This is a genomic window from Lysobacter olei, from assembly GCF_054777355.1.
Genome location: NZ_BAAHAT010000005.1, coordinates 1 through 24,643, shown reverse-complemented (window position 1 = coordinate 24,643; position 24,643 = coordinate 1). Strand labels below are relative to the sequence as shown.

Annotated in this window: 26 protein-coding genes and 1 pseudogene; 13 read left to right on the top strand and 14 right to left on the bottom strand. The window is 66.4% G+C overall.

The window, feature by feature from the left end; all coding sequences use genetic code 11:
- Positions 1-28: 28 nt before the first annotated feature.
- The gene (locus tag ACYVBS_RS08455) at positions 29-586 is read right to left on the bottom strand and encodes a DUF3228 family protein (protein ID WP_460823059.1); all 558 of its coding nucleotides are present in this window, start codon (positions 584-586) and stop codon (positions 29-31) included.
- Positions 587-1,005: 419 nt separating this feature from the next.
- Between ACYVBS_RS08455 and ACYVBS_RS08450 the strand changes: the two genes are divergently transcribed.
- Positions 1,006-2,913 carry an autotransporter outer membrane beta-barrel domain-containing protein gene (locus ACYVBS_RS08450; protein WP_460823058.1) on the top strand — a complete coding sequence of 636 codons (1,908 nt, stop codon included), beginning with the start codon at positions 1,006-1,008 and terminating at the stop codon, positions 2,911-2,913.
- Between the two features lie 130 nt (positions 2,914-3,043).
- On the opposite strand, the gene ACYVBS_RS08445 is transcribed toward ACYVBS_RS08450, so the two are convergent.
- Both ACYVBS_RS08445 and ACYVBS_RS08440 read right to left on the bottom strand, forming a co-directional pair.
- Entirely contained in the window at positions 3,044-3,475 is a 432-nt protein-coding gene (locus ACYVBS_RS08445; RefSeq protein WP_460823056.1) for a DUF4920 domain-containing protein, read from the bottom strand.
- 44 nt (positions 3,476-3,519) lie between these two features.
- The gene (locus ACYVBS_RS08440) at positions 3,520-4,101 is read right to left on the bottom strand and encodes a DUF6151 family protein (RefSeq protein WP_460823055.1); all 582 of its coding nucleotides are present in this window, start codon (positions 4,099-4,101) and stop codon (positions 3,520-3,522) included.
- 199 nt (positions 4,102-4,300) lie between these two features.
- On the opposite strand from ACYVBS_RS08440, the gene ACYVBS_RS08435 reads away from it, so the two are divergent.
- Entirely contained in the window at positions 4,301-5,623 is a 1,323-nt protein-coding gene (locus tag ACYVBS_RS08435; RefSeq protein WP_460823054.1) for an aminotransferase class V-fold PLP-dependent enzyme, read from the top strand.
- A gap of 69 nt (positions 5,624-5,692) precedes the next feature.
- Here the strand turns inward: ACYVBS_RS08435 and ACYVBS_RS08430 are convergent, their stop codons facing one another.
- Together ACYVBS_RS08430 and ACYVBS_RS08425 are read right to left on the bottom strand one after the other, a co-directional pair.
- Complete coding sequence (locus ACYVBS_RS08430; RefSeq protein ID WP_460823053.1) at positions 5,693-6,403, bottom strand: hypothetical protein; 711 nt, start codon at positions 6,401-6,403, stop codon at positions 5,693-5,695.
- A 192-nt stretch (positions 6,404-6,595) separates the two neighbouring features.
- Positions 6,596-6,850 (bottom strand): hypothetical protein, encoded by a 255-nt coding sequence (locus ACYVBS_RS08425; protein WP_460823052.1) that lies wholly within the window; start codon positions 6,848-6,850, stop codon positions 6,596-6,598.
- Positions 6,851-6,991: 141 nt separating this feature from the next.
- Between ACYVBS_RS08425 and ACYVBS_RS08420 the strand changes: the two genes are divergently transcribed.
- The 5 genes from ACYVBS_RS08420 (at position 6,992) to ACYVBS_RS08400 (ending at position 12,508) form a co-directional block, all read left to right on the top strand.
- Positions 6,992-7,471: a VOC family protein gene (locus ACYVBS_RS08420; RefSeq protein ID WP_460823051.1), complete on the top strand. Its 480-nt coding sequence runs from the start codon at positions 6,992-6,994 to the stop codon at positions 7,469-7,471.
- A gap of 174 nt (positions 7,472-7,645) precedes the next feature.
- A complete protein-coding gene (locus ACYVBS_RS08415) occupies positions 7,646-9,307 on the top strand; it encodes a S41 family peptidase (RefSeq protein ID WP_460823050.1) in 1,662 nt (553 codons plus the stop codon).
- Positions 9,308-9,363: 56 nt separating this feature from the next.
- The gene (locus ACYVBS_RS08410) at positions 9,364-10,605 is read left to right on the top strand and encodes an efflux RND transporter periplasmic adaptor subunit (RefSeq protein WP_460823048.1); all 1,242 of its coding nucleotides are present in this window, start codon (positions 9,364-9,366) and stop codon (positions 10,603-10,605) included.
- A gap of 3 nt (positions 10,606-10,608) precedes the next feature.
- Positions 10,609-11,811, top strand: a complete 1,203-nt coding sequence (locus tag ACYVBS_RS08405) for an ABC transporter permease (RefSeq protein WP_460823046.1) — start codon at positions 10,609-10,611, stop codon at positions 11,809-11,811.
- On the top strand, positions 11,804-12,508 hold the full coding sequence (locus ACYVBS_RS08400) for an ABC transporter ATP-binding protein (RefSeq protein ID WP_460823044.1): 705 nt from the start codon (positions 11,804-11,806) through the stop codon (positions 12,506-12,508). Before ACYVBS_RS08405 ends, ACYVBS_RS08400 begins: the two co-directional genes overlap by 8 nt.
- 51 nt (positions 12,509-12,559) lie before the next feature.
- Here the strand turns inward: ACYVBS_RS08400 and ACYVBS_RS08395 are convergent, their stop codons facing one another.
- Positions 12,560-13,330, bottom strand: coding sequence for a hypothetical protein (locus ACYVBS_RS08395; RefSeq protein WP_460823042.1), 771 nt, complete (start codon positions 13,328-13,330; stop codon positions 12,560-12,562).
- A gap of 103 nt (positions 13,331-13,433) precedes the next feature.
- Positions 13,434-14,867: a GGDEF domain-containing protein gene (locus tag ACYVBS_RS08390; RefSeq protein WP_460823040.1), complete on the bottom strand. Its 1,434-nt coding sequence runs from the start codon at positions 14,865-14,867 to the stop codon at positions 13,434-13,436.
- Positions 14,868-15,045: 178 nt separating this feature from the next.
- Here ACYVBS_RS08390 and ACYVBS_RS08385 point away from each other — a divergent pair, with 178 nt between their 5' ends.
- Complete coding sequence (locus tag ACYVBS_RS08385; protein WP_460823039.1) at positions 15,046-15,939, top strand: glucose 1-dehydrogenase; 894 nt, start codon at positions 15,046-15,048, stop codon at positions 15,937-15,939.
- Between the two features lie 32 nt (positions 15,940-15,971).
- On the opposite strand, the gene ACYVBS_RS08380 is transcribed toward ACYVBS_RS08385, so the two are convergent.
- Positions 15,972-16,400, bottom strand: a complete 429-nt coding sequence (locus ACYVBS_RS08380) for a VOC family protein (protein ID WP_460823037.1) — start codon at positions 16,398-16,400, stop codon at positions 15,972-15,974.
- A gap of 220 nt (positions 16,401-16,620) precedes the next feature.
- Here ACYVBS_RS08380 and ACYVBS_RS08375 point away from each other — a divergent pair, with 220 nt between their 5' ends.
- Both ACYVBS_RS08375 and trmY read left to right on the top strand, forming a co-directional pair.
- Positions 16,621-17,097, top strand: a complete 477-nt coding sequence (locus ACYVBS_RS08375; protein ID WP_460823036.1) for a YehS family protein — start codon at positions 16,621-16,623, stop codon at positions 17,095-17,097.
- A gap of 26 nt (positions 17,098-17,123) precedes the next feature.
- A complete protein-coding gene (trmY, locus tag ACYVBS_RS08370; protein WP_460823035.1) occupies positions 17,124-17,717 on the top strand; it encodes a tRNA (pseudouridine(54)-N(1))-methyltransferase TrmY in 594 nt (197 codons plus the stop codon).
- Between the two features lie 23 nt (positions 17,718-17,740).
- On the opposite strand, the gene ACYVBS_RS08365 is transcribed toward trmY, so the two are convergent.
- The 5 genes from ACYVBS_RS08365 to ACYVBS_RS08345 all read right to left on the bottom strand — a co-directional run bounded on the left by ACYVBS_RS08365 (position 17,741) and on the right by ACYVBS_RS08345 (position 21,175).
- Complete coding sequence (locus ACYVBS_RS08365; protein WP_460823033.1) at positions 17,741-18,859, bottom strand: alpha/beta fold hydrolase; 1,119 nt, start codon at positions 18,857-18,859, stop codon at positions 17,741-17,743.
- A gap of 76 nt (positions 18,860-18,935) precedes the next feature.
- Positions 18,936-19,526 carry a DNA-3-methyladenine glycosylase gene (locus ACYVBS_RS08360; RefSeq protein ID WP_460823031.1) on the bottom strand — a complete coding sequence of 197 codons (591 nt, stop codon included), beginning with the start codon at positions 19,524-19,526 and terminating at the stop codon, positions 18,936-18,938.
- A gap of 89 nt (positions 19,527-19,615) precedes the next feature.
- Positions 19,616-20,284 (bottom strand): hypothetical protein, encoded by a 669-nt coding sequence (locus ACYVBS_RS08355; protein WP_460823389.1) that lies wholly within the window; start codon positions 20,282-20,284, stop codon positions 19,616-19,618.
- 158 nt (positions 20,285-20,442) lie between these two features.
- Positions 20,443-20,712, bottom strand: coding sequence for a hypothetical protein (locus ACYVBS_RS08350; protein WP_460823030.1), 270 nt, complete (start codon positions 20,710-20,712; stop codon positions 20,443-20,445).
- Positions 20,713-20,884: 172 nt separating this feature from the next.
- Positions 20,885-21,175, bottom strand: a complete 291-nt coding sequence (locus tag ACYVBS_RS08345; protein ID WP_460823029.1) for a hypothetical protein — start codon at positions 21,173-21,175, stop codon at positions 20,885-20,887.
- 332 nt (positions 21,176-21,507) lie between these two features.
- Between ACYVBS_RS08345 and ACYVBS_RS08340 the strand changes: the two genes are divergently transcribed.
- From ACYVBS_RS08340 to ACYVBS_RS08330, 3 genes are all read left to right on the top strand, one after another.
- Positions 21,508-22,629, top strand: a complete 1,122-nt coding sequence (locus ACYVBS_RS08340) for a sensor histidine kinase (protein WP_460823028.1) — start codon at positions 21,508-21,510, stop codon at positions 22,627-22,629.
- Positions 22,626-23,387: a LytR/AlgR family response regulator transcription factor gene (locus ACYVBS_RS08335; protein ID WP_460823027.1), complete on the top strand. Its 762-nt coding sequence runs from the start codon at positions 22,626-22,628 to the stop codon at positions 23,385-23,387. Before ACYVBS_RS08340 ends, ACYVBS_RS08335 begins: the two co-directional genes overlap by 4 nt.
- 173 nt (positions 23,388-23,560) lie before the next feature.
- Positions 23,561-23,887 (top strand): hypothetical protein, encoded by a 327-nt coding sequence (locus tag ACYVBS_RS08330; RefSeq protein WP_460823026.1) that lies wholly within the window; start codon positions 23,561-23,563, stop codon positions 23,885-23,887.
- Here the strand turns inward: ACYVBS_RS08330 and ACYVBS_RS08325 are convergent.
- Positions 23,884-24,483 (bottom strand): annotated as a pseudogene (locus ACYVBS_RS08325) (IS3 family transposase); the annotation flags it as partial. The gene ACYVBS_RS08330 and the pseudogene ACYVBS_RS08325 sit on opposite strands and share 4 nt — an antisense overlap.
- Positions 24,484-24,643: the final 160 nt, after the last annotated feature.

Below are 24,643 nucleotides of genomic sequence, written 5' to 3'. Positions count from 1 at the left end.
GCCGAAAGTAGGGGCTGACCGGGCGGCATCACCCCCGCCAATTGGCATGGGTTCGCCAGAACGCCACGCTTCGCGCGTAGGCCTCCCGGTCCAGCGCCACGCCCGAGCCCCCTTCCTCAACGCCCAATGCATTGCGCATCATCGTGACCGGTGCCATCGGCGTTTCCTCCGGCTCCATGGTGTACATGCAGCCCACCACGCCCCAATCAGCGTCAATCGTCGTGCCTTCCCTCGCCAATTGCTCGCGGCTGTAGAGGATGACCACCAGGTACTCCGCCACCGGCGGCTCGATGCCCTCGAACCAGCGCACCAGCACCGGCAGTTCCTCACGCGTACGCGCCTCGTAGTCCGAGCGCAGCAGGTGCTGGTTTTCGTCTGTGATGGGCACCGCCAGGCAGCGTGTGCGGGTCCAATTGCGATGCACATGCAGTTTGCAGAACGGTGCATAGCCGTCCAACACCCTCAGCGGCGGCACCGTATTGAGGTGCTGCTCGAACTGCTCAGGCGTGATGCCCTGGATGGTGTTGCGACGCGGCTCGCGCGGGAATAGCCGTGGGCGGGCGAACTCGGTGAGGGTGATGGACATACGCCGGGGAAAAAGGGGTGACGAACCATTATCGACTACCTGAACCGGGGCGCGGCGCCGAAGCTCCCCTGCTCAGGCGATGCCGGCCCAAGGCGGTTTTTTCGTTGACTCTTGGTGTGCCTGCCCGTCACCCATTGCGTATCACCGCGAACGGTGCGCAGCAGTCACGCTGAGGAGTTGCCATGAACGCCCAGCGCTTTTGCTGTCGCTTGCTGTCTCTAGCGGTTGTCGCCGCTCTGTGTTCGCTTGCCACCGCTTGTGGTGGCGGTGGCAGTGGCGTGCGCACCACGCCGCCCCCCGAAACGCCTCCACCTCCGCCGCCTCCGCCTCCGCCACCTCCCCCGCCCCCGCCGCCTGATCAATCCGGGCCGTGCCTGCCTCCGCAGACCAGCGACTGCGTCGTTACGCAGCCAGCCGTCATGACCGGTGGCCGCGACAGTGCGTTCGCATTGAACATCAGCCTGCCCGCCGGCTCAGGCCTGGACTTGGGCCTTGGCACGTCGCCCGGCGATCGGTATGTCTTCGGCGGCGGCACCGCGGTAACCGGCGGCGGCTACCTCAGGGTCTCGGCATTCAACGCCCTGGTCTCCAACGTCACGGTCGATGGCTTCAGCTCGCTCTTCGTGGATGGCAACATCGAAGGGAACATCCTGGTCCAACCCACCTTCACGCCAGACTTGGACAACGGGCTATTCATCCAGCCTGGAAGCACCGTACGCGGCAGTCTGGACAATGCAGGTTTGGCCGCTCTTTACGGCCAGTTAACCGGCAACGTGACCAACAATGGCGAACTGTATTTCGCTGGCCGTGTGAACGGCGATGTCGCCAACAGCGGGCGAATGGTCGTGACGGGCTTCCCAGTGCTGGATTCCGCATTCGGCACCATCGACGGCAACTTCTCCCAGACGTCAGGCGGAACCTTAGCGTTCCAGTTGGCGCCAAACGACCCCGCGTTCCAGGCGGGACCGTTGCAGATTACCGGGCAGGCACAGTTGGGCGGCACGCTTGAGCTCAGCGTGTACACCGACTCCTTCGGGCCCTATCCACTTCCCGCCGCAGGTTCGAAGCACATCATCCACGCCAACGGCGGTGTGTTTGGACAGTTTGCGCAATGGACGTCGCCTGGATTGTTCCTGGAAGGCAGCGTGCGCTATGCCAGCAACGACGTGTGGTTCGACCTCATCCGCATTTCGATGCAGGCGGTGATGGCCGCCAACGCCAGTACGCCGCAGATCCTGGCCAGCGCAGCCAACCTCGACCGGGCGTTCGACACAGCCGATGCCTACGCGCAAGCGGCTCCCGACACGCTCAACACCGCGCAACGTCAATTGCTGGCATCCGCTGGCTCCGTGCTGCGCATCGACGACGTGGCCCAGGCGACCCGCACACTGGACAGCCTGTCCGGCCAATCCTTCACCGATATCCATGACGGGTTGCTCGACAGCTTTGCGCAATTTGGCCCGCAGTGGTCGCAACGCCAGCAATGGCGCGACGGCCCTGAGACACGCCATGCATGGATGGCAATGGCCACGCCGTCTGGCGCCACCGGCAATCCAGGCATGATGCAAGATGGGCGCTCGGAGACGGGCGTGATGAGCGGCGTCACCTACCCGCTGGGACCGCAGTGGCTCGTCGGCGTCGCCATGGGGCGCGGTGATGCCTGGATGGCTCACGAACGCGACGGCCGGACACGCGCCGTGGAATCACTCGGAATGCTGTACGGCCATGCCTGGCGCGGTCCGTGGCATGCCTACGCCGAAGTGCGCGGCAGCCGCGGCCAGGTGGACACATGGAGGCACATCGACTTGGGGGACCGCCGCGCCCACCCTGCCGCCGCCCGATTCGACATGGTCCATGTGCGAGCGCGATTGGAGGGTGGCTTCGACCAAGCCGTGGGTGATGGTCAGCTGACGCCGTTCGCCGCCCTGCAGCACGACACGGTGCACAGTGGCGCATTCACGGAGATGGGTGACACCGGTCTGGAGCTGCTGGGCCAATCTGCCAGCAGCCGCCGCACCAGTGCCGAACTAGGCCTGCGCTACCTGCGCGACTGGAAAGGCACCACGGGATGGCTGCGACTGGCGGCGTCGGCAGCGCACCGCCACGCGCTGCGCGCCGACGGAGGCGTGACTGCAGCGTTCACGGGCGCACCTGACGTGATGTTCCGGATCAACGATGCGTCACGTGCTTTGGACCGGTCATGGTTCGACTTGCAACTGGACGCGGGCCGTGGTGCGTGGTGGTCGACCTACCTGCGTTATCGCTGGAGCGTGGACGATGTGGAAACGCACCGCGGCTGGTGGCTGGGAATCGAACGCAAGCTGTGACCAGAGGCCTCACGCGCACCACCCGCGGCCGTGAAGCCAGGTAAGACTCCACGCCGCGTTGGCACAAAGTCGCGGCCAATCAGGCAAGGCAATGCACGTTCGCGTAACCGATCCGCGGACCGCGGACGCGTTATGGTGAAGCACTCACCTGCACGCCGTCCGCGATGATGCGGTACTCCACCGGCGCGACGGGCAGGCGCTTGCTGCTGTCTTCACTGAAGTGCTTGGCCTGCTCGGCCGTGAGCTCCTTGCGTTCCAGCACGCCATGCACCACGGCCGTGCCGCTCGCGTCCTTGGGCAGGAAGAAGTCGTGGTCGCCAAACTTGACCCGCGCCGCTTGGCCGTTGTGCTCCAGCATCATCCAGCAACCCTTGGCCTGGCAGACCTCGGTGATGCGGCCGCTGAAGCGTCGCGGCGCTCCAGCATGCGCATCGAAGGCCGCAATGGCCGTGGACACCGGCACGGCCGGCCCTTCGGCGAACGCTTTGCCATACGACGTGGCGCCGCTGGCATGGGCGAGCAGCGTGGCGGTGGACAGTAGGCAGGCGGCGAGAACGCGCATGTTGGGACCCGGTTCAGTGGAATGCGAAGGGCCCGACGATAGCACTACGAGAGCGCCGCCCGCTCCTCGCGGGTGATCACGTGCGGCTCCCGCACCGGCCGCCCATTGGCATCGAAGAAGGCCGACAGACGCTCACGGCGCAGCCGCGCGCCCAGAATGCCCATCAGAATGCGCAGTCCGCCAAGCGCAAACGCCACCGGCGTGGTCTTCACGGGCGCGGTGGCGGACTGCGTGTTCAACACCACCCGATCCCGCGGCCCAAACGCCGCCTCCAGCACCTGCGGCGTGGCTCCCAGGCAGTCCGTCACCACGCCAACGTACGGCAGCTTGGCGTCGCGCGGCGTATTGGCCAGCGGCGTGCGGCAACACGATGCATACCAGCGAAGCACGCCCTTCGGGCTGAGCGACATGCAAACCACGTTTTCGTTGCCTGCGGTGAACCGCAACGCCGCCAGCGCCATGGGAATGATGTCGGTGCCACCGCTAGCATCCAGCACGCCGGGCACGCCGAGATAGCGCGCGAAAGCGCGGCAATCCTTGCAGTAACAGGTAGCGCGCGTGTAGGCACGATCTTCGTTAATCTCACCTTGCACCGCACCGCAGCGGCATCGAAGAGGAATCGTCATGCGCGTGGACCTTCCTGGTTGTCATGCAGTCACCCGTGTGGCTGCCTACGGATCATAGTCCGCCCACCGCACCCGGGAAGCACGGATCAGTAACCCGCCTCTCCCCAGCGCACGCTGGTCGGAACCGCCCCAAGCGCCCCTGACCTGCACCTGCGGGTTCGCGCGTTGCCCTTCAATGGTCCCCCAGGCAGCCCGCGCCATGCCCATTGCCCTGTCCCGCCGCCAGTTCCTGTCCGTCCCCATTGCCCTGGGCGCCGCCACCCTCGTGCCCGGTGCATTCGCCACCGCCCTCGCGCAGGAAACCCCGGCCCTGCCCGATCTCACCGATTGGGACGCCGTACGCGCGCAGTTCGCGCTGGACCCGTCATGGCTGCATTTCGCCAGCTTCTACCTCGTCAGCCATCCCGCGCCGGTCCGCGACGCCGTCGACGCCTGGCGCCGCGCCCTCGACCGCAACCCCTACGTCACGGTGGAGCACAACGCCTTCACCGAAGACGAATCCAAGTGGGTGCCCGGCCTGGTAATGCGCGCCGCGGCCCATTACCTGGGCGGCAAGCCCACCGACATCGCCCTGACCCACAACACCACAGAAAGCCTGGCGCTGGTCTACCACGGCCTGCCGCTGAAGCCCGGCGACGAAGTGCTCGCCACCACCCACGACCACTACTCCCACCTCACTTCCATCCGCTACGCCACCCAACGCGCGGGCGCGTCCATGCGACAGGTCTCGCTGTATGACGACGCCGCCGAGGCCAGCGTCGACAGCCTGATCGAGCGGTTGCTACGCGGGATCGGCCCGCGCACGCGCGTGGTGGGCCTGACATGGGTGCACTCCAGTACCGGCATCCGCCTGCCCATCCGCGAGATGGCACAGGCACTGAAGCAACGCCACCCCAGTGTGTTGCTGGTGGTCGATGGCGTGCACGGCTTTGGCTCGGCGGACGAAGACATCGCCAGTACCGGCATCGACTACTTCTGCGCGGGCTGCCACAAATGGCTGTTCGCCCCACGGGGCACGGGCCTCGTGTGGGCCAACGCCGACAACTGGGCGCGGCTGCGGCCGCTGATCCCTGATTTCAGCGAAATCGATGGCTACCTCGCGTGGATCGAGGGCCGCGAACGCAAAGGACCCACCACCGCCGAGCGCATGACCCCGGGCGGGTTCCAGGCGTTCGAGCATCAGTGGGGCATGCTCGCCGCATTCCGCATGCACGAAGCCATGGGCCGCGCCCGCGTGGCCACGCGCATCCGGAGCCTCAATGACCGCCTCAAGGCGCAACTGGCCGAGAACCCGAAGGTCCGCATGCACACGCCGCGTTCCGGCGACCTCTCCGCCGGCCTCGTCGCCTTCGAAGTCGCCGGCATGAAACCCGACGACGTGGTCAAGCGCCTGAACGACCAGCGCATCATCGCCAGCAGCAGTCCCTACGCGGTCAGTTATGCGCGGCTGGCGCCCAGCCTGGTGAACACGGAAGACGAAGTGGACCGCGCCGCGCGCGCCGTGGCGGGGTTGCGCGGCTAAGGAGAGGACCTCCCACGCCAACGGCCCACCGTCGCGCGCCGGCCAGGATTCCGTCGCGCGCGTCCGGTCTCACTCCCCTAACGCGGGATCCAACAGCAACAGCGCAGCCGCCGCTGCGGCGAAATACACCCGTTCGTCTTCGCCCAGCGCCTGATCCAGATGCACCCGGCCGCCGTTGAGCACATCCACCACGGCCAGCGTGTCCGCACCATCGGTGATCGAATACCCCGTGGGTTCGCCGGCACGCAACGCGGACCCCTCGTAGGCATCGATACCGCGCACGGCGTACCCGCGACCCCACGGTGCGAGCAGGCGACCATCGAAGCGGCTACCGGTGCGCGATACCTCCAACGGCTGTACTTCGTAGCCGTCCAACTTCAGGCCGCAGGCCAGCAACGGGCCGGCCAAGCCCGTCACGTCCACCGTGGTGCGGTTGGACTCGCGACCCACGCCCGCGGTCCACGCGCGAGTCCGGCACTGCACTTCCACGGGCAACAGATCGCGCGCCACCAACGTGTAGGCGTAGGGCTTGGACGTCCGCCCCACAGCTACCCCGGCCACGGGAATGCCCCAACTGAACGTTGAACCTTCGCGCATCTCCAGCGCACTGTAGGGCCCGAAGCGCACCGGCCCATTGAAGCGACGCGGCGAATGTCCGGTGACATCGAACGCCGTCGCGCGGGCGCCAAACCCCTCTGGCATGCGGACCTGTGCGGTGGTGCAAGCCGCCAGGCTGGCGGCGAGCAAGTTGGAGACAACGGCGAGAGTCAGCGTGCGCATCGGGGCGAACTTCCATGGAGGCAGGCCGCCAGCGTAGGAGCGCTACCCCCTCGCCCCTCCCTGCCATTGGTCGGGGTGACATCCGCCGGTTCAGTTACCGGTCAGCGCCAACCGCCCGCGGCCAAGCGCACAACATGCGCCTCAACGCTCCCAGGTCGTGCAATCGAAAAGCCTGCGCTTGTTCGCAGTGGCTCAGGTATCCCACCGCAGCGGATCAATGCGGTGCAGGACGTCCATCTTCCAGTCCGTGCCGCGGGTGATCATGTGCCTGACGGAGTAGCCAGCCGCACCGCTGAAGGTCACCAGGCGCCGCGAGATCAAATCCCCCGGATCACCGACCAGATCCGGCTCGCGTTCCTCGTAGAAAATACCCACCGCATCCAACGACCGCGTGTCGTCGGTCTTGGGCACAAGTCGCACGTGATAGCGGACGGTGCAGTGTGGCATGCACACGATTCTGCTCCGAATCCCCTGTCGTGTGATGGTCGCTCCGATCACCCGGATGGGTTAACGGATGCCGCGCGATGCACGCGCGACTCACCGCCCGTGTGGTGAAGTAGAGGCATTGCTCCGTCTCGGGAGAAGCCCATGATCCCCAAGAACACTGTCTGTCTCTGGTACGACGGCACCGCGCTGGACGCCGCCGAGTTCTACGCCCGCACCTTTCCCGACAGCAGCGTGGGCCCCGTGCATCGCGCGCCCAGCGACTACCCCTCAGGCAAGGAGGGCGATGTGCTGACGGTGGAGTTCACCGTGATGGGGATCCCCTGCATCGGCTTGAACGGCGGCCCCATCTTCCCCCACAGCGAGGCCTTCTCCTTCCAGGTGGCCACCGATGACCAGGCCGAAACCGACCGGCTGTGGGACGCCATCGTGGGCAACGGCGGGCAGGAAAGCGAATGCGGATGGTGCAAGGACAAGTGGGGCGTGTCGTGGCAGATCACGCCGCGCGTGCTGACCGAAGCGTTCACCGGCGCGGACCGCAACGCGGCAAAGCGCGCCTTTGATGCGATGCTGACCATGCGGAAGATTGATGTGGCGAAGATTCAGGCGGCCGTGCGCGGCTGAGCCCCCTGCCGACCACTTGCGTTGCCAAGCACCACACGGGAGAACGGACAAGCGTTCCAGACACCTTGGCCGGCATGGCCTCGCGCATACGTATGGGTCTTCTAATGCCATCCGGGCCGAGGCACCTCGCCGCCGGCTTGGCCGCTATCCTTCATCTTCACGCCGGAGAATCCCATGCCCGTTCGCATGCCCCACCCGCTCGTCCTCGCGTTGTGCCTGTGCTTCAGCAGCACGGCGGCCATCGCGGAGGGTGCTGATCCGCAGCAGTTGGTGCAACGGGCGACCGAGGCCTACAACGCAAAGGACTACGGGGCCAGCGCGGACGCCTTCATCGCCGCCCTTGCCGTGGTCGGCGGGGATCCCGTGCTGTACTACAACGCGGCCTGTGCCTCGGCGCTGGCCGGGCGCACCGAAGCGGCCATCGACCTGTTGCAGAAGGCCACGGCGGCCGGCCACACCAACGTCGCGGCCATTCGCGCCGACGCGGACCTCGCGTCACTTCGCACGGATCCGCGCTTCGAGACGCTGCTCGCTGCGGCCGAGCGCGCGGACAAGCAGCGCAAGCGGATGTGGAGCAACCCCGCCTTCGCCACGCCCTACCAGCCCGTGCTGGATGAGGACCAGCGCGTCGCAGGGCTGTCGCGGCTGTGGTCGGAGGCCAAGTTCAACTTCGCCAGCTTTGACCTGGTCCCCGACCTGGACTGGGATGCGCTGTACATCGCCACGCTCCCGGAAGTGCGCGCCGCCACCAGCACGCAGGCGTATTACCGCGTGCTCAAGCGCTTCGTCGCGCAGTTGCGGGATGGCCACAGCAGCATCCGCCTGCCGGACCCGGTGGCCGATCAGTTGGAGGCACAGCCCGGCGTGCGTACCGCGCTGGTGGAAGGCCGTGTCTTCGTCGACGCACTGCTGGACCCGGCCCTTGCCGCGACTGGCTTGGCGCGCGGCATGGAGATCATGGCCATCGAAGGGCAACCGGTGCAGGCATGGGCGAAGGCCCACATCGCGCCCTACCAGCCCGCCTCAACGCCGCAGGATCTGGCGGCGCGCACCTACGAGCGCGCGCTGCTCTCGGGCGCCGTCGACCGTCCCGCGCAGGTGACCGTGCGCGATGCCAGCGGCAAGCAACGCACGCTGTCGCTGCCCCGCATGACCGCCAAGGCATTCCAGGAAGCGTACTGGGGTGGCCCCACGTTCCAGATGCGCATGCTCCCGGGCAACGTGGCCTACGTGCGGATCCTCCACTTCGGCAACAGCAGCGCGGCCGATGGCTTCCGTGAACACTTCGCGGAAATCGCCAAGGCCGACGGCCTGGTCATTGACGTGCGCGAGAACGGGGGCGGCAACAGCGATGAGGGCTACAAGCTGCTCTCGATGCTGACCGACAAGCCATTCCATGGATCGCGCTGGCAGACGCGCGAATACGTGCCTACCTACCGGGCGTGGGGCCGACCGGAAACCACTCATGCCGAGGCGGCCTCGCAGATGCAGCCGGACGGCACGTTGCGCTACGACGGCCGGGTGGTTGTGCTGACCAGTGCACGCACCTATTCGGCTGCCGAGGATTTTGTCGTGGCGTTCGACGCGATGCAGCGCGGTCGTATCGTGGGCGAACCCACGGGCGGCAGCACGGGCCAACCGCTGCTGTTCAGCCTGCCCGGCGGCGGAACCGCCCGCATCTGCACCAAGCGCGACAGCTACCCGGATGGCCGTGCGTTCGTCGGTGTCGGCGTGCAGCCGCAGGTCGCCGTCGCGCCACGCATCGCCGACCTGCGCGTGGGCCGCGACACGGTGCTGGAAGCGGCGTTGGCGTTGTTGCGGAATCGGGCTGGATGAATCCGCAGGCCGGCTTTTGGGGCAAGATTGCCGCCTGATTCCTACGGAACCGCACCATGCCCCAAGTCGCCAAACACGGCAAACGATGGCTGGCTGCGGCGATTGTCGCGTTGGCGTTGCTGGCGGCATGGGGCATCACGCGACTGCGCGGACCGGTGCTACCCGGCTACGAAGTGCAGGCCGGCCCGCTGGTGCAGAACGTGGTGGCTACCGGGCGCGTCGCCGCGCCCTCGCGGGTGAGAGTCGGCGCCGAGGTTACCGGGCTGGTGCTGGAGCGCCGGGTGATGGATGGCGACCGGGTGGCACCCGGCGACGTCCTCGTGGTGCTGCGCGCCCGCGATCTTGAAGCCCGCCGCGACCAGGCCCGTGCCGCGCTCGCCGCCGTTCGCCAGGCGGACCGCCCCGATGCCGAAGCCCGCCTGCGTCAGGCACGGGCGCAACTGGCGCAGGCCGAGCGCGACCATGCGCGCCGCCGGGAGTTGGCGGAGCGCCAGCTGGTGGCGCGCGAAAGCGTCGAACAGGCCGCGCAGGCGGTCGTCGCCGCGCGTGCCGCTGCCGACCAGGCACGGCTGGCGGTCGAGGCGCTGTCCGGCGGCGCACGGGAAGCGCAGGCCCGCGAGCAGCTTGCCGCGGCCGAGGCCGAACTCGCCCGCGCGGTGATCCGCGCCACCGTGACCGGCACTGTGCTCACCCGCAATGTCGAGCCGGGCGATACCGTCCGACCCGGCGACCTGCTGTTGGAGATTGCCAGCGACGCGCCTGGCGAAATCCTGCTGCCGCTGGACGAAAAGAACCTGTCGCACCTGCGCCTGGGTCAGACGGCCACGTGCATCGCCGATGCGTTCCCCGGCCGGCCCTTCACCGCGACTGTGCACCACATCTCCCCGGCCGTCGATCCCTCGCGCGGCACCGTGGACGTGAGGTTGCAGCTAGACCCCCGCGCCACCTTCGTTCGCCAGGGCATGACCGCCACCGCCACCATCCTCACCGGCCAACGCCAGCGCGCACTGGTCGTGCCCAACGATGCACTGGTCGGTGCCACCGAGCGTGGCGACCGGGCCACCGTGCTGGCCGTCCGCGACGGCCGCGTCAAGCGAACCGCCGTGACGCTGGGCCTGCGCGGATTGGCGATGAGCGAAGTGGTGGATGGCCTGCGTGCCGGCGACCGCGTGATCGCGGCCAGCGCCTTGGATGCCAACACGCTGCCACACGACGGCGACCGCGTGCGCCTCGAAGGGCAGCCGCTGCCGACGGCGGACTCCGCCACCCGCCGCGAACTGCCCGTGAAGTTCGATTGAGCCATGTGGGTCGAGACGACCATTGCGATGCGGTTCCTGCGCCAAGGCCGCGCGCAGACCCTGCTGATCCTGTTCGGCATCGCGGTGGGCGTGTCGGTCATCGTATTCGTCACCGCGCTTATCTCGGGCCTGCAGGCCAACATCATCGAGCGCACATTAGGCACGCAGGCACACGTGCGCGTGGAGGCACCCGACGAGGTGAACCGCATTGCGCCTGCCGCGCCGGGCACCGTGCAACTGGTCCTTGAAGACCAACGCGCCCAGGCGCTGCGGACCATCGTCAACTGGCCGCAGGTGCGCGACGTGCTGGACCGCCTGCCCGGCGTCACTGCGGTATCGCCGGTGGTGTCAGGCCCCGCGTTTGGCCGCCGCGGCGAAGCGGTGGAATCGGTGGCGCTGGTCGGCGTGGACCTGCCGCGTTACCTGCGCGTGATCCCGCTGGACGACAACATGGTGGAAGGCCGGCTGGACGTGGGTTCCGGCAACGCCGTGATCGGCCGGCAGCTGGCCAAGGACCTCGGCCTGCGCACCGGCGGCAAGCTGCGCATCGATGCAGGCAAGGGCGGCGAGGCCATCGTCAACGTCGCCGGCATCTTCGAACTGGGCGTGCGCGAGCTGGACGCACGCTACGTCTACCTGGACCTCAAGCAGGCGCAGTCGCTGCTGGCACTGCCCGGCGGCGTCACCGTCATCGACGTCACCGTGGCGGACCTGTTTGGCGCCGACCGCATCGCCACGCGCATCCACGCGCTCACCGGGCTCAAGGCCGAAAGCTGGATGGACACCAATGCCCAGCTGTTGAACGCACTGAGTTCGCAAAGCCTGTCCACGCGCATGATCAGCTTTTTCGTGGCGATGTCAGTGGCACTGGGCATCGCCAGCGTGCTGGCGGTCAGCGTGGCGCAGCGCACCCGCGAGATCGGCATCCTGCGCGCCATGGGCACGCGCCGCGCGCAGATGCTGCGGGTGTTCCTGGTGCAGGGCGGCGTGCTGGGGCTGGCCGGCTCGCTGATCGGCGCGCTGGCCGGGCTGGGGCTGGTGGGCGCCTTCAATACCTTCGGGCCCAAGCTCTTCTACATCCCCTTGCCGCCCGCACTGGTGCCCGCTGCCATGGCGCTGGCCACGGTCGCCGGCGTGGTCGCCGCCGCCGTGCCCGCCTCGCGCGCCTCCAGGCTCGATCCGGTGGAGGCCATCCGCCATGCTTGACCGGCGCGAGGTGCTGAGGCTCGATGGCCTGCGCAAGTCCTACAACATCGGCCAGCCCAACGAGGTGGAGGTGCTGCACGGCATCGACCTGTGCGTGGACAGCGCCGACTTCGCCGCACTGGTCGGCCCGTCCGGCTCTGGCAAGAGCACGCTGCTCAACCAGATCGGCCTGCTCGACTCACCCACCGCGGGCGAGCTGTACCTGCTGGGCGAGCCCACCCGGCGCATGGACGACGAAGCGCGCACCGCGATGCGCGGCCGCCACATCGGCTTCGTGTTCCAGTTCCATCACCTGATCGGTGCGTTCACCGCGCTGGAAAACGTGCTGATGCCGATGATGGTCGCCAACGGCAAGCCCGACCGCGAAACACTGGACCGTGCCCGCGGCCTGCTGGCCGACGTGGGCCTGGAAATGTTCGCCCACAGCCGGCCCGACCAGCTCTCGGGCGGCCAGCAGCAACGCGTGGCCATCGCCCGCGCCCTGGTCACCCGCCCCGCCCTGCTGCTGGCCGACGAACCCACCGGCAACCTGGACACGAAGACCGCCGCCGACGTGTTCGCCCTGCTGCGACGCTTCAACTCGCAGTTCGGCTGTGCCGTCCTGGTGGTCACCCACGACCCGCGTCTGGCTGAGTCCTGCGACCGCACCATCATGCTGGTGGATGGGCGGGTGGATGGGGATGTGGAACACCTGTGACCCGCATCAGGGCGGGGGCCGGGACGCCCCCGCCCTGACGGCACGCCAGCTTTAGAACTTCCAGCCCACGATCAGCTGCACCGGCACCGCCATGCGGCTGCCGGTATCGTTGATGGACCCCAGCCCCAGGCCGCCGATAGCGCTATCGTCGTCCTTGAGGTCACCGTGGTAATCGGCGCTGACCTGCAACGCCAGATTGGCGGATTCGCCCAACTGCCACTCCACGCCCGCATCCACGCCCGCGCTGGCCACCCAGCCGCTGTCAAAGAAAGCGACGTCATTCAGCGCAATGGCCGCATCGGGGATGGTGAACGTGGCGCGGATTTCGTCGACACGCGTCGCACCCACCCGGCCGCCCACGTAGGGCCGCATGGTGCCGCTGCCAAAGGCATACCGATAGCCGGCCTCCAGCGCCGTTGCCTTGTAGTCGTCAAAGCGGCCGTACACCGGCAGCGTGGTGTTCAACGCCGGAACAAACGCACCGCCCACCTGCACCTGCCCACCATCGGCCGTGGTCCGGCGCAGCGTGCCAAACCACTGGCCGTTACCCTGCTCCCACGCCATGCGCACGCCCATGGTATTGGCGTCGTCATAGATCTCATCGTAGTCGCGCGACTGGATGCGCAATTCCGCCGAAATCCCCGCCAAGGCCGGGTTGAGCGGCCCCAGGTCGGCCACCGGTGCGACCGCGCCGTCATGCACCTCGCCCGACACCGAGACATCGCGTCCGCCAAACACGCTGAATACGGGACCTTCCGCCATCGCAACCATGGGGGACAACAGCATGGCGCCCGCCAGAGCGCCCTGCAGCAAGCTCTTCATAGCTACTCCTTCTCTACCGTGAGCACCGGTCAGTCCGGTGCAGGCAATACGGAAGAAGCCGCTATCCGGATGCAGCCGCCGCGGCACGGCGACTCAGAGCCGCTCAGGCCCCGCTGACCGCCTGGTCCACCACGTCGTCGTGGTCACACACGCGATTGCGGCCCAGCGCCTTGGCGCGATAGAGCCGTTCATCGGCCACGCGTTCCGTGGCATCCAGGTCGCCCTCGTACGCCGCGCAGCCAATACTCACGGTAAAGACCACGTCACCGTGGTCCGTCGGCACCCGCAAGGCTTCGACGTGGGCGCGAAGCCGCTCCGCGATGTGGACCGCGGCCTCCAGCGCGGTGTCGGGAAGCAGGATCAAAAACTCCTCGCCGCCCGTCCGCGCCAACAGGTCGCCGGTCCGCAGATCCTCTTTGATCGCGGCCACGAACGCTTTCAACACTTCGTCGCCAACCTGGTGGCCGTGACGATCGTTGATCAGCTTGAACCGATCCAGATCCAGCGCCAGCAGCGACAACGGGCTCTTCTGGCGCTCGGCCCGCGCCACTTCGATGGCCGACCGCTCGGCGTACTGGCGGCGATTGGCCGCGCCGGTGAGCGCATCCGTTGTGGCCAGGGTGCGCAGGCGGTGATTGGCCGCTTCCAGCTCCTGCAGCGCGGAGTCGGCGCGCTGCTTCTCCACGCGCAACCGCTGCACCAGGTCTTCCTGGCTATACGCGTCGGCAAACGAGCGGGTGGTGTGGAACGCCTGGACGATGCCGTAGCTCAGGACCGAAAAGCCCGCCGCGAAGACCGCATGGGCCAGCCACCACAAGTGGCTCCACGGAGTGGACAGCAGGAACGCCACTGACGCCTGCGCAAACAGCGCCGTTGCAAACAGATATGCCAGCATCAACGGCGATCGCGACCGGCGGCGCCACGCCAGGAGCAAAAGGCCCAATACCCAGATCGCCAACGCCAGCGATTCCATGGCCGTCCGCACGGCCGCCATCGTCGACGGCCACCACAACGCGCCAAACCCGGTACTGGCGAGCGCGAGCATGATCACCACGATCCCGGCTCGCCAGAACCCCCGCTGGCCACGAAATTCAGGCGCTTCCACCGGTATTCCGTATCGCGCCAACGCCATCATGAAACAGCAGGCCATGGCCACGCGCGAGAGCGGACCGTAGACGGTGAAAACTTCCACGTGTTTATCCGCCAGGTCAGTGAACAGACCGTGCGGCGCATAGAGCAGCGTGAACCCCATCAGCCCCATCACCACCCAGCGCAGGAACACCTCGCCCGAGGACCGGTAACACAGCCACGTCACCCAAGTCACAAAGCCGCTCAGCACGGTGGAAACCGCGATGGCCAGCTGATGCACGCCATGGTGCTTGTAGGTAAGCGCAGGGTCCTGGAACAGCACCAGGTACAGGATCGCCACCGCAGGCACCAGCCCCAGCAATACGCGAAGCAGACGCTGGAAGACACGGGTGACGCGGATCGCCGGACCGTCCAACAGGACGGCGGGATCAGGGTTGGCAACAGTCATGTGGGGCGAAGCCGACCTCGGGCGTGGAACGCGATTCACCTGGATTCTTGCCCCAACACCGTACCGCAGAAGGCGCCAACACGGCAAAAACGCCGGCCCTCCCCGCCTTGCCCCGCCCGTGGGGAAATCTGTCTTGTCGCTGTGACATGCTGCATGGGTCCCCACCGGAGAATCCGCAATGGCCGCCAAGAAGCCCGTTTCGACCGCCAAGAAGCCCGCCTCGGGCAAGTCGCCGGCCTCCTCCGGCAAGGCAGCCCGCAGCGGGTCGCCCGCGCCCATCGCCCACACCCCGCATCGCTTCGACGGCAAGGTCGTCATCACCACCGGCGCCGCGGCCGGGCTGGGCCGCGCGACGGTGCTCCGGCTGGCGATGGAAGGTGCCACGCAAGTGCTGGTGGACCTGAAGAAGGACGGCCTGAAGCAGGTGGAGAAGGAGATCCACGCGCTCAATCCAGCTGCAAAGACGCTGATCGTGACCGCCGATGTGTCCGACCCGGATGACGTCAAGGCCTATGTCAAGAAAACCATGAAGGCGTTCGGACGGATCGACGGCTTCTTCAACAATGCCGGCATCGAAGGCCGCCAGAACCTGACCGAGGATTTCGGCGGCAAGGAGTTCGACCGCGTCATCGGCGTCAACCTCAACGGTGTCTTCCACGGCATGGCCGAGGTGCTGAAAGTGATGCACCAGCAAGGCAGCGGCAGCATCGTCAACTCCGCCTCGGTGGGCGGCATCCGCGGCGTCGGCAACCAGTCCGGCTACTCGGCGTCCAAGCACGGCGTGGTCGGCCTGACACGAAATTCGGCGGTGGAGTACGGGCAGTTCGGCATCACCATCAACGCCATCGCCCCGGGCGCGATCATGACCGACATGGTCGAGAACTCACTGCGCCAGATGGCCGGCGAGAACTGGGAGGAAGCCGGCAAGGCGTTCGTGAGCGTCAATCCGATGCAACGTTTCGGCAGGCCGGAAGAAGTGGCCGCGGTGGTGGCCTTCTTGTTGTCCGGCGAAGCCAGCTTCGTCAACGGCCTGGTGGTCACCATCGATGGCGGCCAGTCGTACAAGTACTGACGAAGCCGCGGTTGAGGCCTAGCCGGGTCAGCTCAGAACGTGACCTGGACCGACGCCGCGCTGCGCTTGGACTCACCGTGGTAGACGGCCTCGATGTTGTTCCCGTCGGGGTCGAACACAAACGCGGCGTAGTAACCCGGGTGGTACGGGCGTTCGCCGGGGGCGCCATTGTCCTTGCCGCCGTGCGCGAGTGCGGCCTTGTAGAAGGCATCGACCGTCGCGCGGTCGCCGGCCTGGAAGGCCAGGTGCGTGGGGCCCGTCGGGCGGCCCTGCGCGGCGTCGCTGTCGGCACTGGACACGAAGAGTTCGTCCGCCCAGAAGTAGCCCTCGCCCTCGCCTCCCATTGGCACCTGCAGCGCGCCAAACACCGCGGCGTAAAAGGCGCGGCTGGCCTCAAGGTCGCGCACGACCAGCTGGATATGGTCAATGAGGCGGCCGCGATGAAGTTCGTTGGTTTCCATGGCTCCGGTAGTGGTGGCCGCGAACGAGGCCTTACCCGTTAGCACGCGGAGCGTTCACGTCGGATCAAGGCGACGAGTGAATTCACCCCCCTCTGAGTCACTCCGCCACCACCGGAGCCGCCGGTAGCCCCCACTTCCCCACCCCGGCCAGGTCACCTCAGCCGCCCTTCGGCCCGACGCTGCTACCCTGTGCCCAAATTTCAGCCCACCCGGACCCACTGTGATCAACAACGACGTGCTGCGCAGCATCCGCTACATGCTTGATTTGAGCGACGCCAAGGTCGTGGAGATCATCCGGCTGGCCGATCCCGGGTTCCCCATCGAGAAGACCGACGTGCAGGCCTTCCTGAAGAAGGACGAGGACCCCGACTACGCCGAATGCAGTGACCGGGTGCTCGCGCATTTCCTCAATGGGCTGGTCATCTACAAGCGCGGCCGGGATGACAGCCTGCCGCCGCGCCCGGTGGAAAAGCGCGTCACCAACAACGTGGTGCTGAAGAAACTCCGCGTCGCTTTCGAACTCAAGGACGTCGACATGCACCAGGCGTTCGCCGATGCCGGTTTCCCCATCTCCAAGCCGGAGATGACCGCGCTGTTCCGCCAGGCCGACCATAAGCATTTCCGGCTGTGCGGCGACCAGCTGCTGCGCAATTTCCTCAAAGGCCTGACGCTGCGCCTGCGGGGCGTTGGCGCGTAACCTTTTCCCCATCGGTCAAGACACACATGCGAACCTTTGTACTGCGGGCCCGGGCAGCCCCCACGGACAGTCAGAAGCTGTTGGCCTCTGTTGGCAAAGAGGCCCACACCGAAATCCTGGCGCATACGCTGATGAACGCGATCTTCGTGGCCCAGTCGCACCGCGCCGATGTGACGGTCTACCTGGTGCTGGAGAGCACGCAGGACTTCTCCCGCACGATCCGGTTCGACGCCAACGCCATGCACGACATCGGCGGCTTCGATGAACGCGCGCTGCTCGGCAAGGTGGCCAAGGCGCTGGACGCATCCAAGGGCATGGGGAAAGAAGAAACGCGACCGGTGGAATCGGGCGTTACCGTGCAAACGCTGAGCTTCGAGCGACTGGTGCTGGCACTGGCGGAAGACCACCAACTGTTTGTCATGGACCGCAAAGGCACGCCGATACGTGAGCAGGTGTTTGAAGGCAACCCCTGCTTCCTGCTGACCGACCATATCCCGATGCCCAAGAAGACCTTCCACAGCCTCGAGCGTCTGGGTGCGAAGCACATCGCGCTGGGATCAAAAATGCTGTTCGCGTCGCAGTGCGTGGTGTTGATCCACCATGAGTTGGATCAGCGATAACGCCCCAACCTTTGCAGTGCCGGTTACGGGCGACCTTTCGGGACCGGCTCCGACGCCAGCGGACGAACATGCTGCAGCAGGCTGACCAACGTCTTTCCCGGCTCTTCCCACGGAGCCATGTGCGCCGAATGCTCGAACCAGACTCCCTGCTTGTAGGGTGCCTTGACCCGGTCCAGCCATTCGGCGGTGGGCGCCGACGGGGTCGTGTAGTCATGGCGCCCCATCAACATCACCACGGGAATGGGAAACTCCCGAACAGTTCGGAAATCGGTGGCCAGGAACTCATCGATTACCTTGTCGAGGGTGAAGAGGCTACCCGTGTCGAGCGCCTGCCGGTCTTCCGCGCTGTAGTCAGGGGACAGCCGCGCAGCTCCGAAGTAATACGTTGACGTGCTGCGGAATGCGCTCAATCCGCCGTAGTGCTGCGGCCACTTGCGCGCCATCACGATGCGGTCGCGTGTCAGCGGCTTATCACCCGGGTACGGCGATATTGACTCGATCTCGCGGATCGCCTCGGCGTTCTTCTGCTCCCTGGCTATCCGCAAGCCGTATTCCACGCTGAGGCGCTCATTCTCGAGCGTGTTGATGACCTGCCCGATCCCGACATACGCATGGAACAGGTCCGGGCGCTGCAAGGCCGCACGCATCCCGACGATGGAACCCCAGCTATGGGCCATCAGGATCACCTTGTCCTTCCCCAACCGCTTGCGCACGTGCTCGGCGATCTCGATCGCGTCATCAACAAATGTCTGGACGTTCATCGTGTCCTTGATTCGTTCCGGATCCGTCTCAAGGAACGTCTTGCCCGCCCCTCGCTGGTCGTAGTTGACCATCGTGAAGTACTCCTCCAGTGGGCGCTGGAACTGCCACAGGCTGGGGATCTGCGGCGTTGCCGGCCCTCCGTGCAGGAACAGGATCACCGGGTTGCCGCGATCCTGCCCACGCACGCTGATCCATTGCGGGATGCCACCGATGGTCGTCTTGTAGGTGTCCTGCACCCCCTCCGGGCTCACGATGCGCTGCAGGTCGGCCACAACGGCGCGTGCCCTTGCATAGTCCGTGGCAGTCGCGTTCGCCTGTGCGAGCACCGGCAATGGCGAGAACACAAGAGCAAGCGCAAGCGCGAATCGAGTCAGATTCATGGGCACCCCCAGAGATGGCATTGCGTCCCTTATAACCGCTAATCGCCATCCTCCACCCACTCGCCGTACCGGTGGCTCAAGAGCGCAGGCGGCGCGGACGCACCGAGACATGCGGATGGGCCGGTACGTGCCAGCGCCAGGGCAAGTCGACGGCCTTGGAAATGCCGATACGCGACCCGACAACGGGTTGGGCGGGGGGCAACATGCCGTCTGACACGAGGGTGATTCCGCGATCGCCGGTCACCAGGTCCGCACCGTCGAAAGCACGGTCCAATGCGAAAGCCTGCGCAAGTCTCCCCGGGCCACTGGCCAGGTCACGGTCTCGCCGTACGGCCGGCCGCGCCAGCCGCATCGTGTCCAACCCGAGCAACGGTTCTGCAGCGCGCAGCAGTACTGCCGCCCCGTCGCCGACGTCCCCGCAGACGACGTTGCTGCACCAGTGCACGCCATAGCTGAAATACACGTACAGATGGCCGGGCGGCCCGAACATGGTGGCGTTGCGAGGTGTCTTGCCGCGAAACGAATGCGCGGCCGGGTCCTCGCTGCCCGCGTATGCCTCCACTTCCACGATGCGCGCGGCGCGCCCGTCGTCGCGCAGCAGGATCTTGTTCAACAGCTCGGGGGCCAGCGCCGTGGGGTGCCGCTGGTAGAAATCGCGGGGCAGCACGGACCACGCAGCTGGCTCACCAGGGCCTGCAGCAGACGCCCCCCCAGGTGGGGATTCAGTCAAGCCCGTTGTCCGCACTTGGATCAGCGTCAGCGTGCGCTTCGTCGATCATCCCGTTCCGCATTCGTACGACTTTGCACGAACTCCGGGAACGTCTCCGCTAGCGGCGCCTCGTCCGGCAGGATGTAGAACACCCCGCCTCGCTCAAACGTCGGCGTCATGATCTGCTCGTAAAACTCGGGCGAGACGTTGATGCAGCCATGACTGATGCGGTTGTCGTCGGGCGAAGGCGATGCAAGACGCTCAGCGCGTTTCTCGGCCGGGACGCCCGTAGCGGTCGGGTGGATGGAAACGGCGGAATCGTAGTCCACCCACAGCACGCGCCCAGCATCGACTGACGGGCCGAACCCGCCCACAAAGCGACCCGCAGGCGTTGTGCGATCCCGGCCCGGAATCTCCCGAAGCGCGAGACCGGCAATGCCGGGGGCCGTGTGATCGCCGACCGCCGAGCCAAAGAGCCCAGGGGCCGCGCCGCGAAGCCGGCCGTCGCCACCGAACACCAGGATCTGTGCGGCGGCCTTGTCCATGATCGCGAACGGATAGCCCTGGCTGTCCTTGCTTGCGACCACCCAGCCTGCGAGCTGGATCACCGTGTCGGACACTTCCTGACCTTGCGGGAGCTGGTCGACAGCCGCCACCGGCTGCGCGGCAGCATCCTCGGCGGCGGACACACCGAAGCTCGTGAGCGCCAGGGCCAAGACCAGCGCGCTAGAAGCGGCCTTGATTGCAGGTTTCATGAACGCGGAGATGGGGCGATTCCTCAGAACAGAGATTGAGTGGAAAAAGGAGACTGGTGGCCAGCGAAGGCCACCGAGTCCCGGGTTCAAACCGTTCGTCACAAATAGTGCAAAAGCGATTAACCGCGCGGCTTTCGGCCCGGTGCCGCTTCGAGTCGCTGGACGCGGCCTTCAATCTGATCCAGGCGCTGGTTGGCCTGCTGTGCGGACTGATTGGCGGATTCGGCGCTCTGGGCCGCGCTCTGCACCTTCGAGTCGAGTGAATCGAGGCGTGAGTTGATCGTTGCGAACTCGTCATCGTAGGTAGCGCAGCTGGCGAGACCCAGGGCGGCGACGGTTGCCACGACGAGCGTACGCGCCGTCGTCAGATGTTGCTTTTTCGGAAACATTCCAATTCTCCTTCGCGTCTGGGGTCCCGGAAATATGGCGGCTTTTTTGCCGGAGCCATGACCCCGCTATTAGCTAACGTGGGAATACGTAATTGGATTGTGAAGATGCGCTCCTTCATGGCCGGTTCACCAGCATCGAAGGCAACTTCGCCGGCCTGCTGGCCCCGCCCTTTCAATCCCGTTTGAGACTGCGGGCCAAGTCGGCCGCAGCCCGCAGCACACTGGCGTAAGCCTCGCGCTTTTGTGGGGCGCCGGCAGCCGCGTTCGCCAGTCCATCGACATAAGCCGCGACCGCCGAGGGCCCGTTGTACAGGTCACCCAGCTCGCTCATGGTCTTGCGCACAGCCTCGCGCAGATGCCATTCCACCTTGACGCCCTTCTCCGCCTCATTGGCGAGGTCGACGATGCGCAGCAGATGCGGCGTCACCAGGCCGACGACGGTGGCCTTTGGGGAATCTTTCATCAATCCAATCTTCTTTGCGGAACAACGGCAGCCTAACGCGGCAGGCACTGCAAGTGTAGGAACCAGTTGGCAGCAGCGTCACGGGCTGCGGGGACCGATGGCTCGCGTGCAACGGCAAACCTTGGCAGGTGGGCCTGCACCCCTGCCCTGTTCAGGCGGACCTACCCTCAGGCCGGCACGGCCTCCCGGCCGAAGGACATATCTCACCCGGCTGCAGCCTCCACCCACCCCTGTGCGGCCCCCACTCGTCCCTCCCGGGAGCTCAGGATCCCCCAGCTTGGGTATGCTGCCCACGCCGGCGACGGGGTCGGCGACTGGAGGCAGCCCGGCCGATGGCTCAGCTCGCTAGCGAAGCGCACGAAGGGACGCGACCGGCAGTGGAGAACGGGTCGGTAATCGGCCGCCGCGGCATGATCATCCTGGCGGCGTGGACGCTGGTCGCGATGCTCTTCGCCGGGCAGGCCTGGTTTGCCGCCCAGGTGCGCGGCGAGTCTTTGGCGTGGGCACGGGCCAGTGCCATCTGGCTCGTCTGGGCCGCCGTCTGGGCCGCCCTCACGCCCATCGCGCTGCGACTCGCTGCGCGTTACCCGCTCCAGCGCCCCCACCTCCTTGGCGCGCTGGCGGTGCACGGCGTCGCTTCGGCCGCCTGCGCGCTGGTCAACCTGGCGCTCTTCGCGCTGGCGGCGCCCGTCATCGGCGCGACGCAGGTCGAACCCACCTGGCTCGGCACCTTCAGCCGGCTGCTGGGCACGACGCTGCTGCTGAACCTCCCCGTGTATTGGCTGATCGTGGCTGCGGCCCATGTGGAGCGACTCGTGCGGGCCGCCCGGGAGAAGGATCGCCGGCAACTCCGCCTCGAAGCGCAACTGGCCGATGCCCGCCTGCAGACCTTGCGCACCCAGCTGCAGCCCCACTTCCTGTTCAACGCCCTCAACACGATCTCGGTGCTGATGCGCGAAGATGTCGACTCAGCGGAGCGGATCCTGCTGCAGCTCAGCGCGTTGCTGCGTCGCTCGCTCGACAGCAGCGAGGCGCATGAGGTGACACTGGGCGAAGAGATCGCCTTTCTCGAAAGCTATCTGGCCATCGAGCAGGCCCGTTTCGCCGGGCGCCTGAGCTACCGGATCCTCGTTCCCGATCCTGTGCTCGAAGCGCGGGTGCCAAACCTGATCCTCCAACCCCTGGTCGAGAACGCACTGCGCCATGGCCTGGCCACGCGCGCCGGACCGGGGCACGTGGAAATCAAAGCGCAGCGGCAGGGCGACTCCCTCCTGCTGTGCGTGGCCGATGACGGCCGAGGCCTGCCCCCGGCGACGACCGAACGCGTCGGTCTGGCGAACACCCGGGCGCGGTTGCGCTTGCTGTATGGGGATGGGCAACGCTTTGACGTGCGAAATTCCGATGACGGTGGCGTCATCGCCGAGATCGAGCTCCCTTGGCGCACCGCCCCATGACCCTCCGCGTACTGATCGTTGACGATGAGCCGGTCGCCCGCCGTGGGATCTTGCGTCTTCTGCAGCAGGAGCCGGACATCGAAGTCGTCGCCGAGTGCGGTGACGGTGCCGCCGCCGTCTCGGCCATCAGTGCGCTTTCGCCCGACCTCGTCTTCCTCGATGTGCAGATGCCCGAACTCGATGGCTTCGGCGTCATTGAAGCCATCGGGGGCGACCGCATGCCCGCCGTCGTGTTCGTGACCGCATTCGACCAACACGCCGTACGAGCGTTCGATGCGCAAGCGCTCGACTACGTGCTGAAGCCGATCGACCCCGAGCGCTTTCGCCGAGCCCTGCAGCGCGCCCGCACCCACCTCACCCAGCCTGATGACGACTTCGTCCGCCGCGTTTCGGAGGCGTTGAAGTCGATCGATCGAGGAGACCTGAAGCGTTACCCCGTACGACTCGCCATCCGCTCAGACGGGCGCGTTCGACTGCTCGACATCGACGAGGTCGACCGCATCGTTGCCGCGGGGAATTACGTCGAGGTCCACACGGACACCAAGCAGCACCGGCTGCGCGAGACGATGGCCAGCCTTGAGTCCCGCCTGGACCCACAACGCTTCGTCCGCGTATCGCGGGCAGCCTTTGTCAGCATCGCCCATATTCGCGAAGTGCAGCCACTGTTCAATGGTGACTTCGTCGTTCTCCTCAAGAACGGCGCGCAGGTGAACGGCAGCCGCCGCTATCGCGCGGCGCTCGACGTGCTGCTTGGTTGAGACCCCCCCACTTTCTGCGCATCTGGCCGTAGTCCGCTGCCCTCCGATACGCGCCCGTCACGGCGGAGCCCCCACTCCTCCCAACGCCACGTCCGCCTGCCACCACAGGGCCGTCAGTAACCGAACGACCGCGCATCATCCGCTCCACGCACTCATGCGTTTCGGAGCTGATCATGAAAACGTACAAACTCCTTCTGTCCGCAGTGACCACCAGCGTCGTCCTCACCGGCGTGCTTCCTTGCGGGGCGAATGCGTCCGATGACATTCGCGCTGAGTCGCTCGAACTCAACAAGTCGATCACCCGCCGTGTCTACGAGGAAGGCCTCAACCAGGGCCGCTTTGAAGTGCCGTATAGCGAAGGCTTTGTCGGCCACGGTGGTCGGGCCACCTTTACCCATGCCGATGGCATGGCCGAGGCCAAGGGATGGCGCAAGGCGTTTCCGGATCTGAAGATCACGGGTAATCCCCCCGCTTTTAGCGGACAGCAAAAGTGGAGCTAGGCGGCGAGTGCCAGTTTCTGCATTGGGGTGATGCCACCGAGCGCCATGTTGGGGCGCTCGTGGTTGTACGTCCATAGCCAACGGGTGGCCTTGTCCTGGACCTGCTCGATTGAGTCGAACAGCGTACGGGCGAGCCAGGCATAGCGCACGGTGCGGTTGTAGCGCTCGACGTAGGCGTTCTGCTGCGGCTTGCCCGGCTGGATGTGCTCGATCCGGATGCCCAGTCGCTCCGCCCAGCCCAGCAGCGCGCCACTGATGTATTCCGGGCCGTTGTCGCAGCGAATCACCTTCGGCTTTCCGCGCCATTCAATGACCTGCTCCAACGCCCGGATCACGCGGGCGGATGGCAAGGATAGGTCGACCTCGATCGCCAAGCCCTCACGGTTGAAGTCGTCCAGCACGTTGAATAGGCGGAAGCTGCGTCCGTCGCTGAGCTGGTCGTGCATGAAGTTCATCGACCAGACTTCGTTAATCGCGTCGGGCACCGCCAACGGCTCGGGGCGCTCACGCACCAGGCGCTTCTTCGGCTTGATCCGCAAGTTCAACTCCAGCTCCCGATAGATCCGGTAGACCCGCTTGTGGTTCTGACCTGCCCCCGCTGTTAGGGCCACGAGCTACTTCGTAGAGTCCAAGGTTGCGAGCTTATCGCTCGATGGGTGTGACCTGCCCCCGCTGTTAGGGCCACGAGCTACTTCGTAGAGTCCAAGGTTGCGAGCTTATCGCTCGATGGGTGGGTTGCAAGGGTGCCGCTCTCTC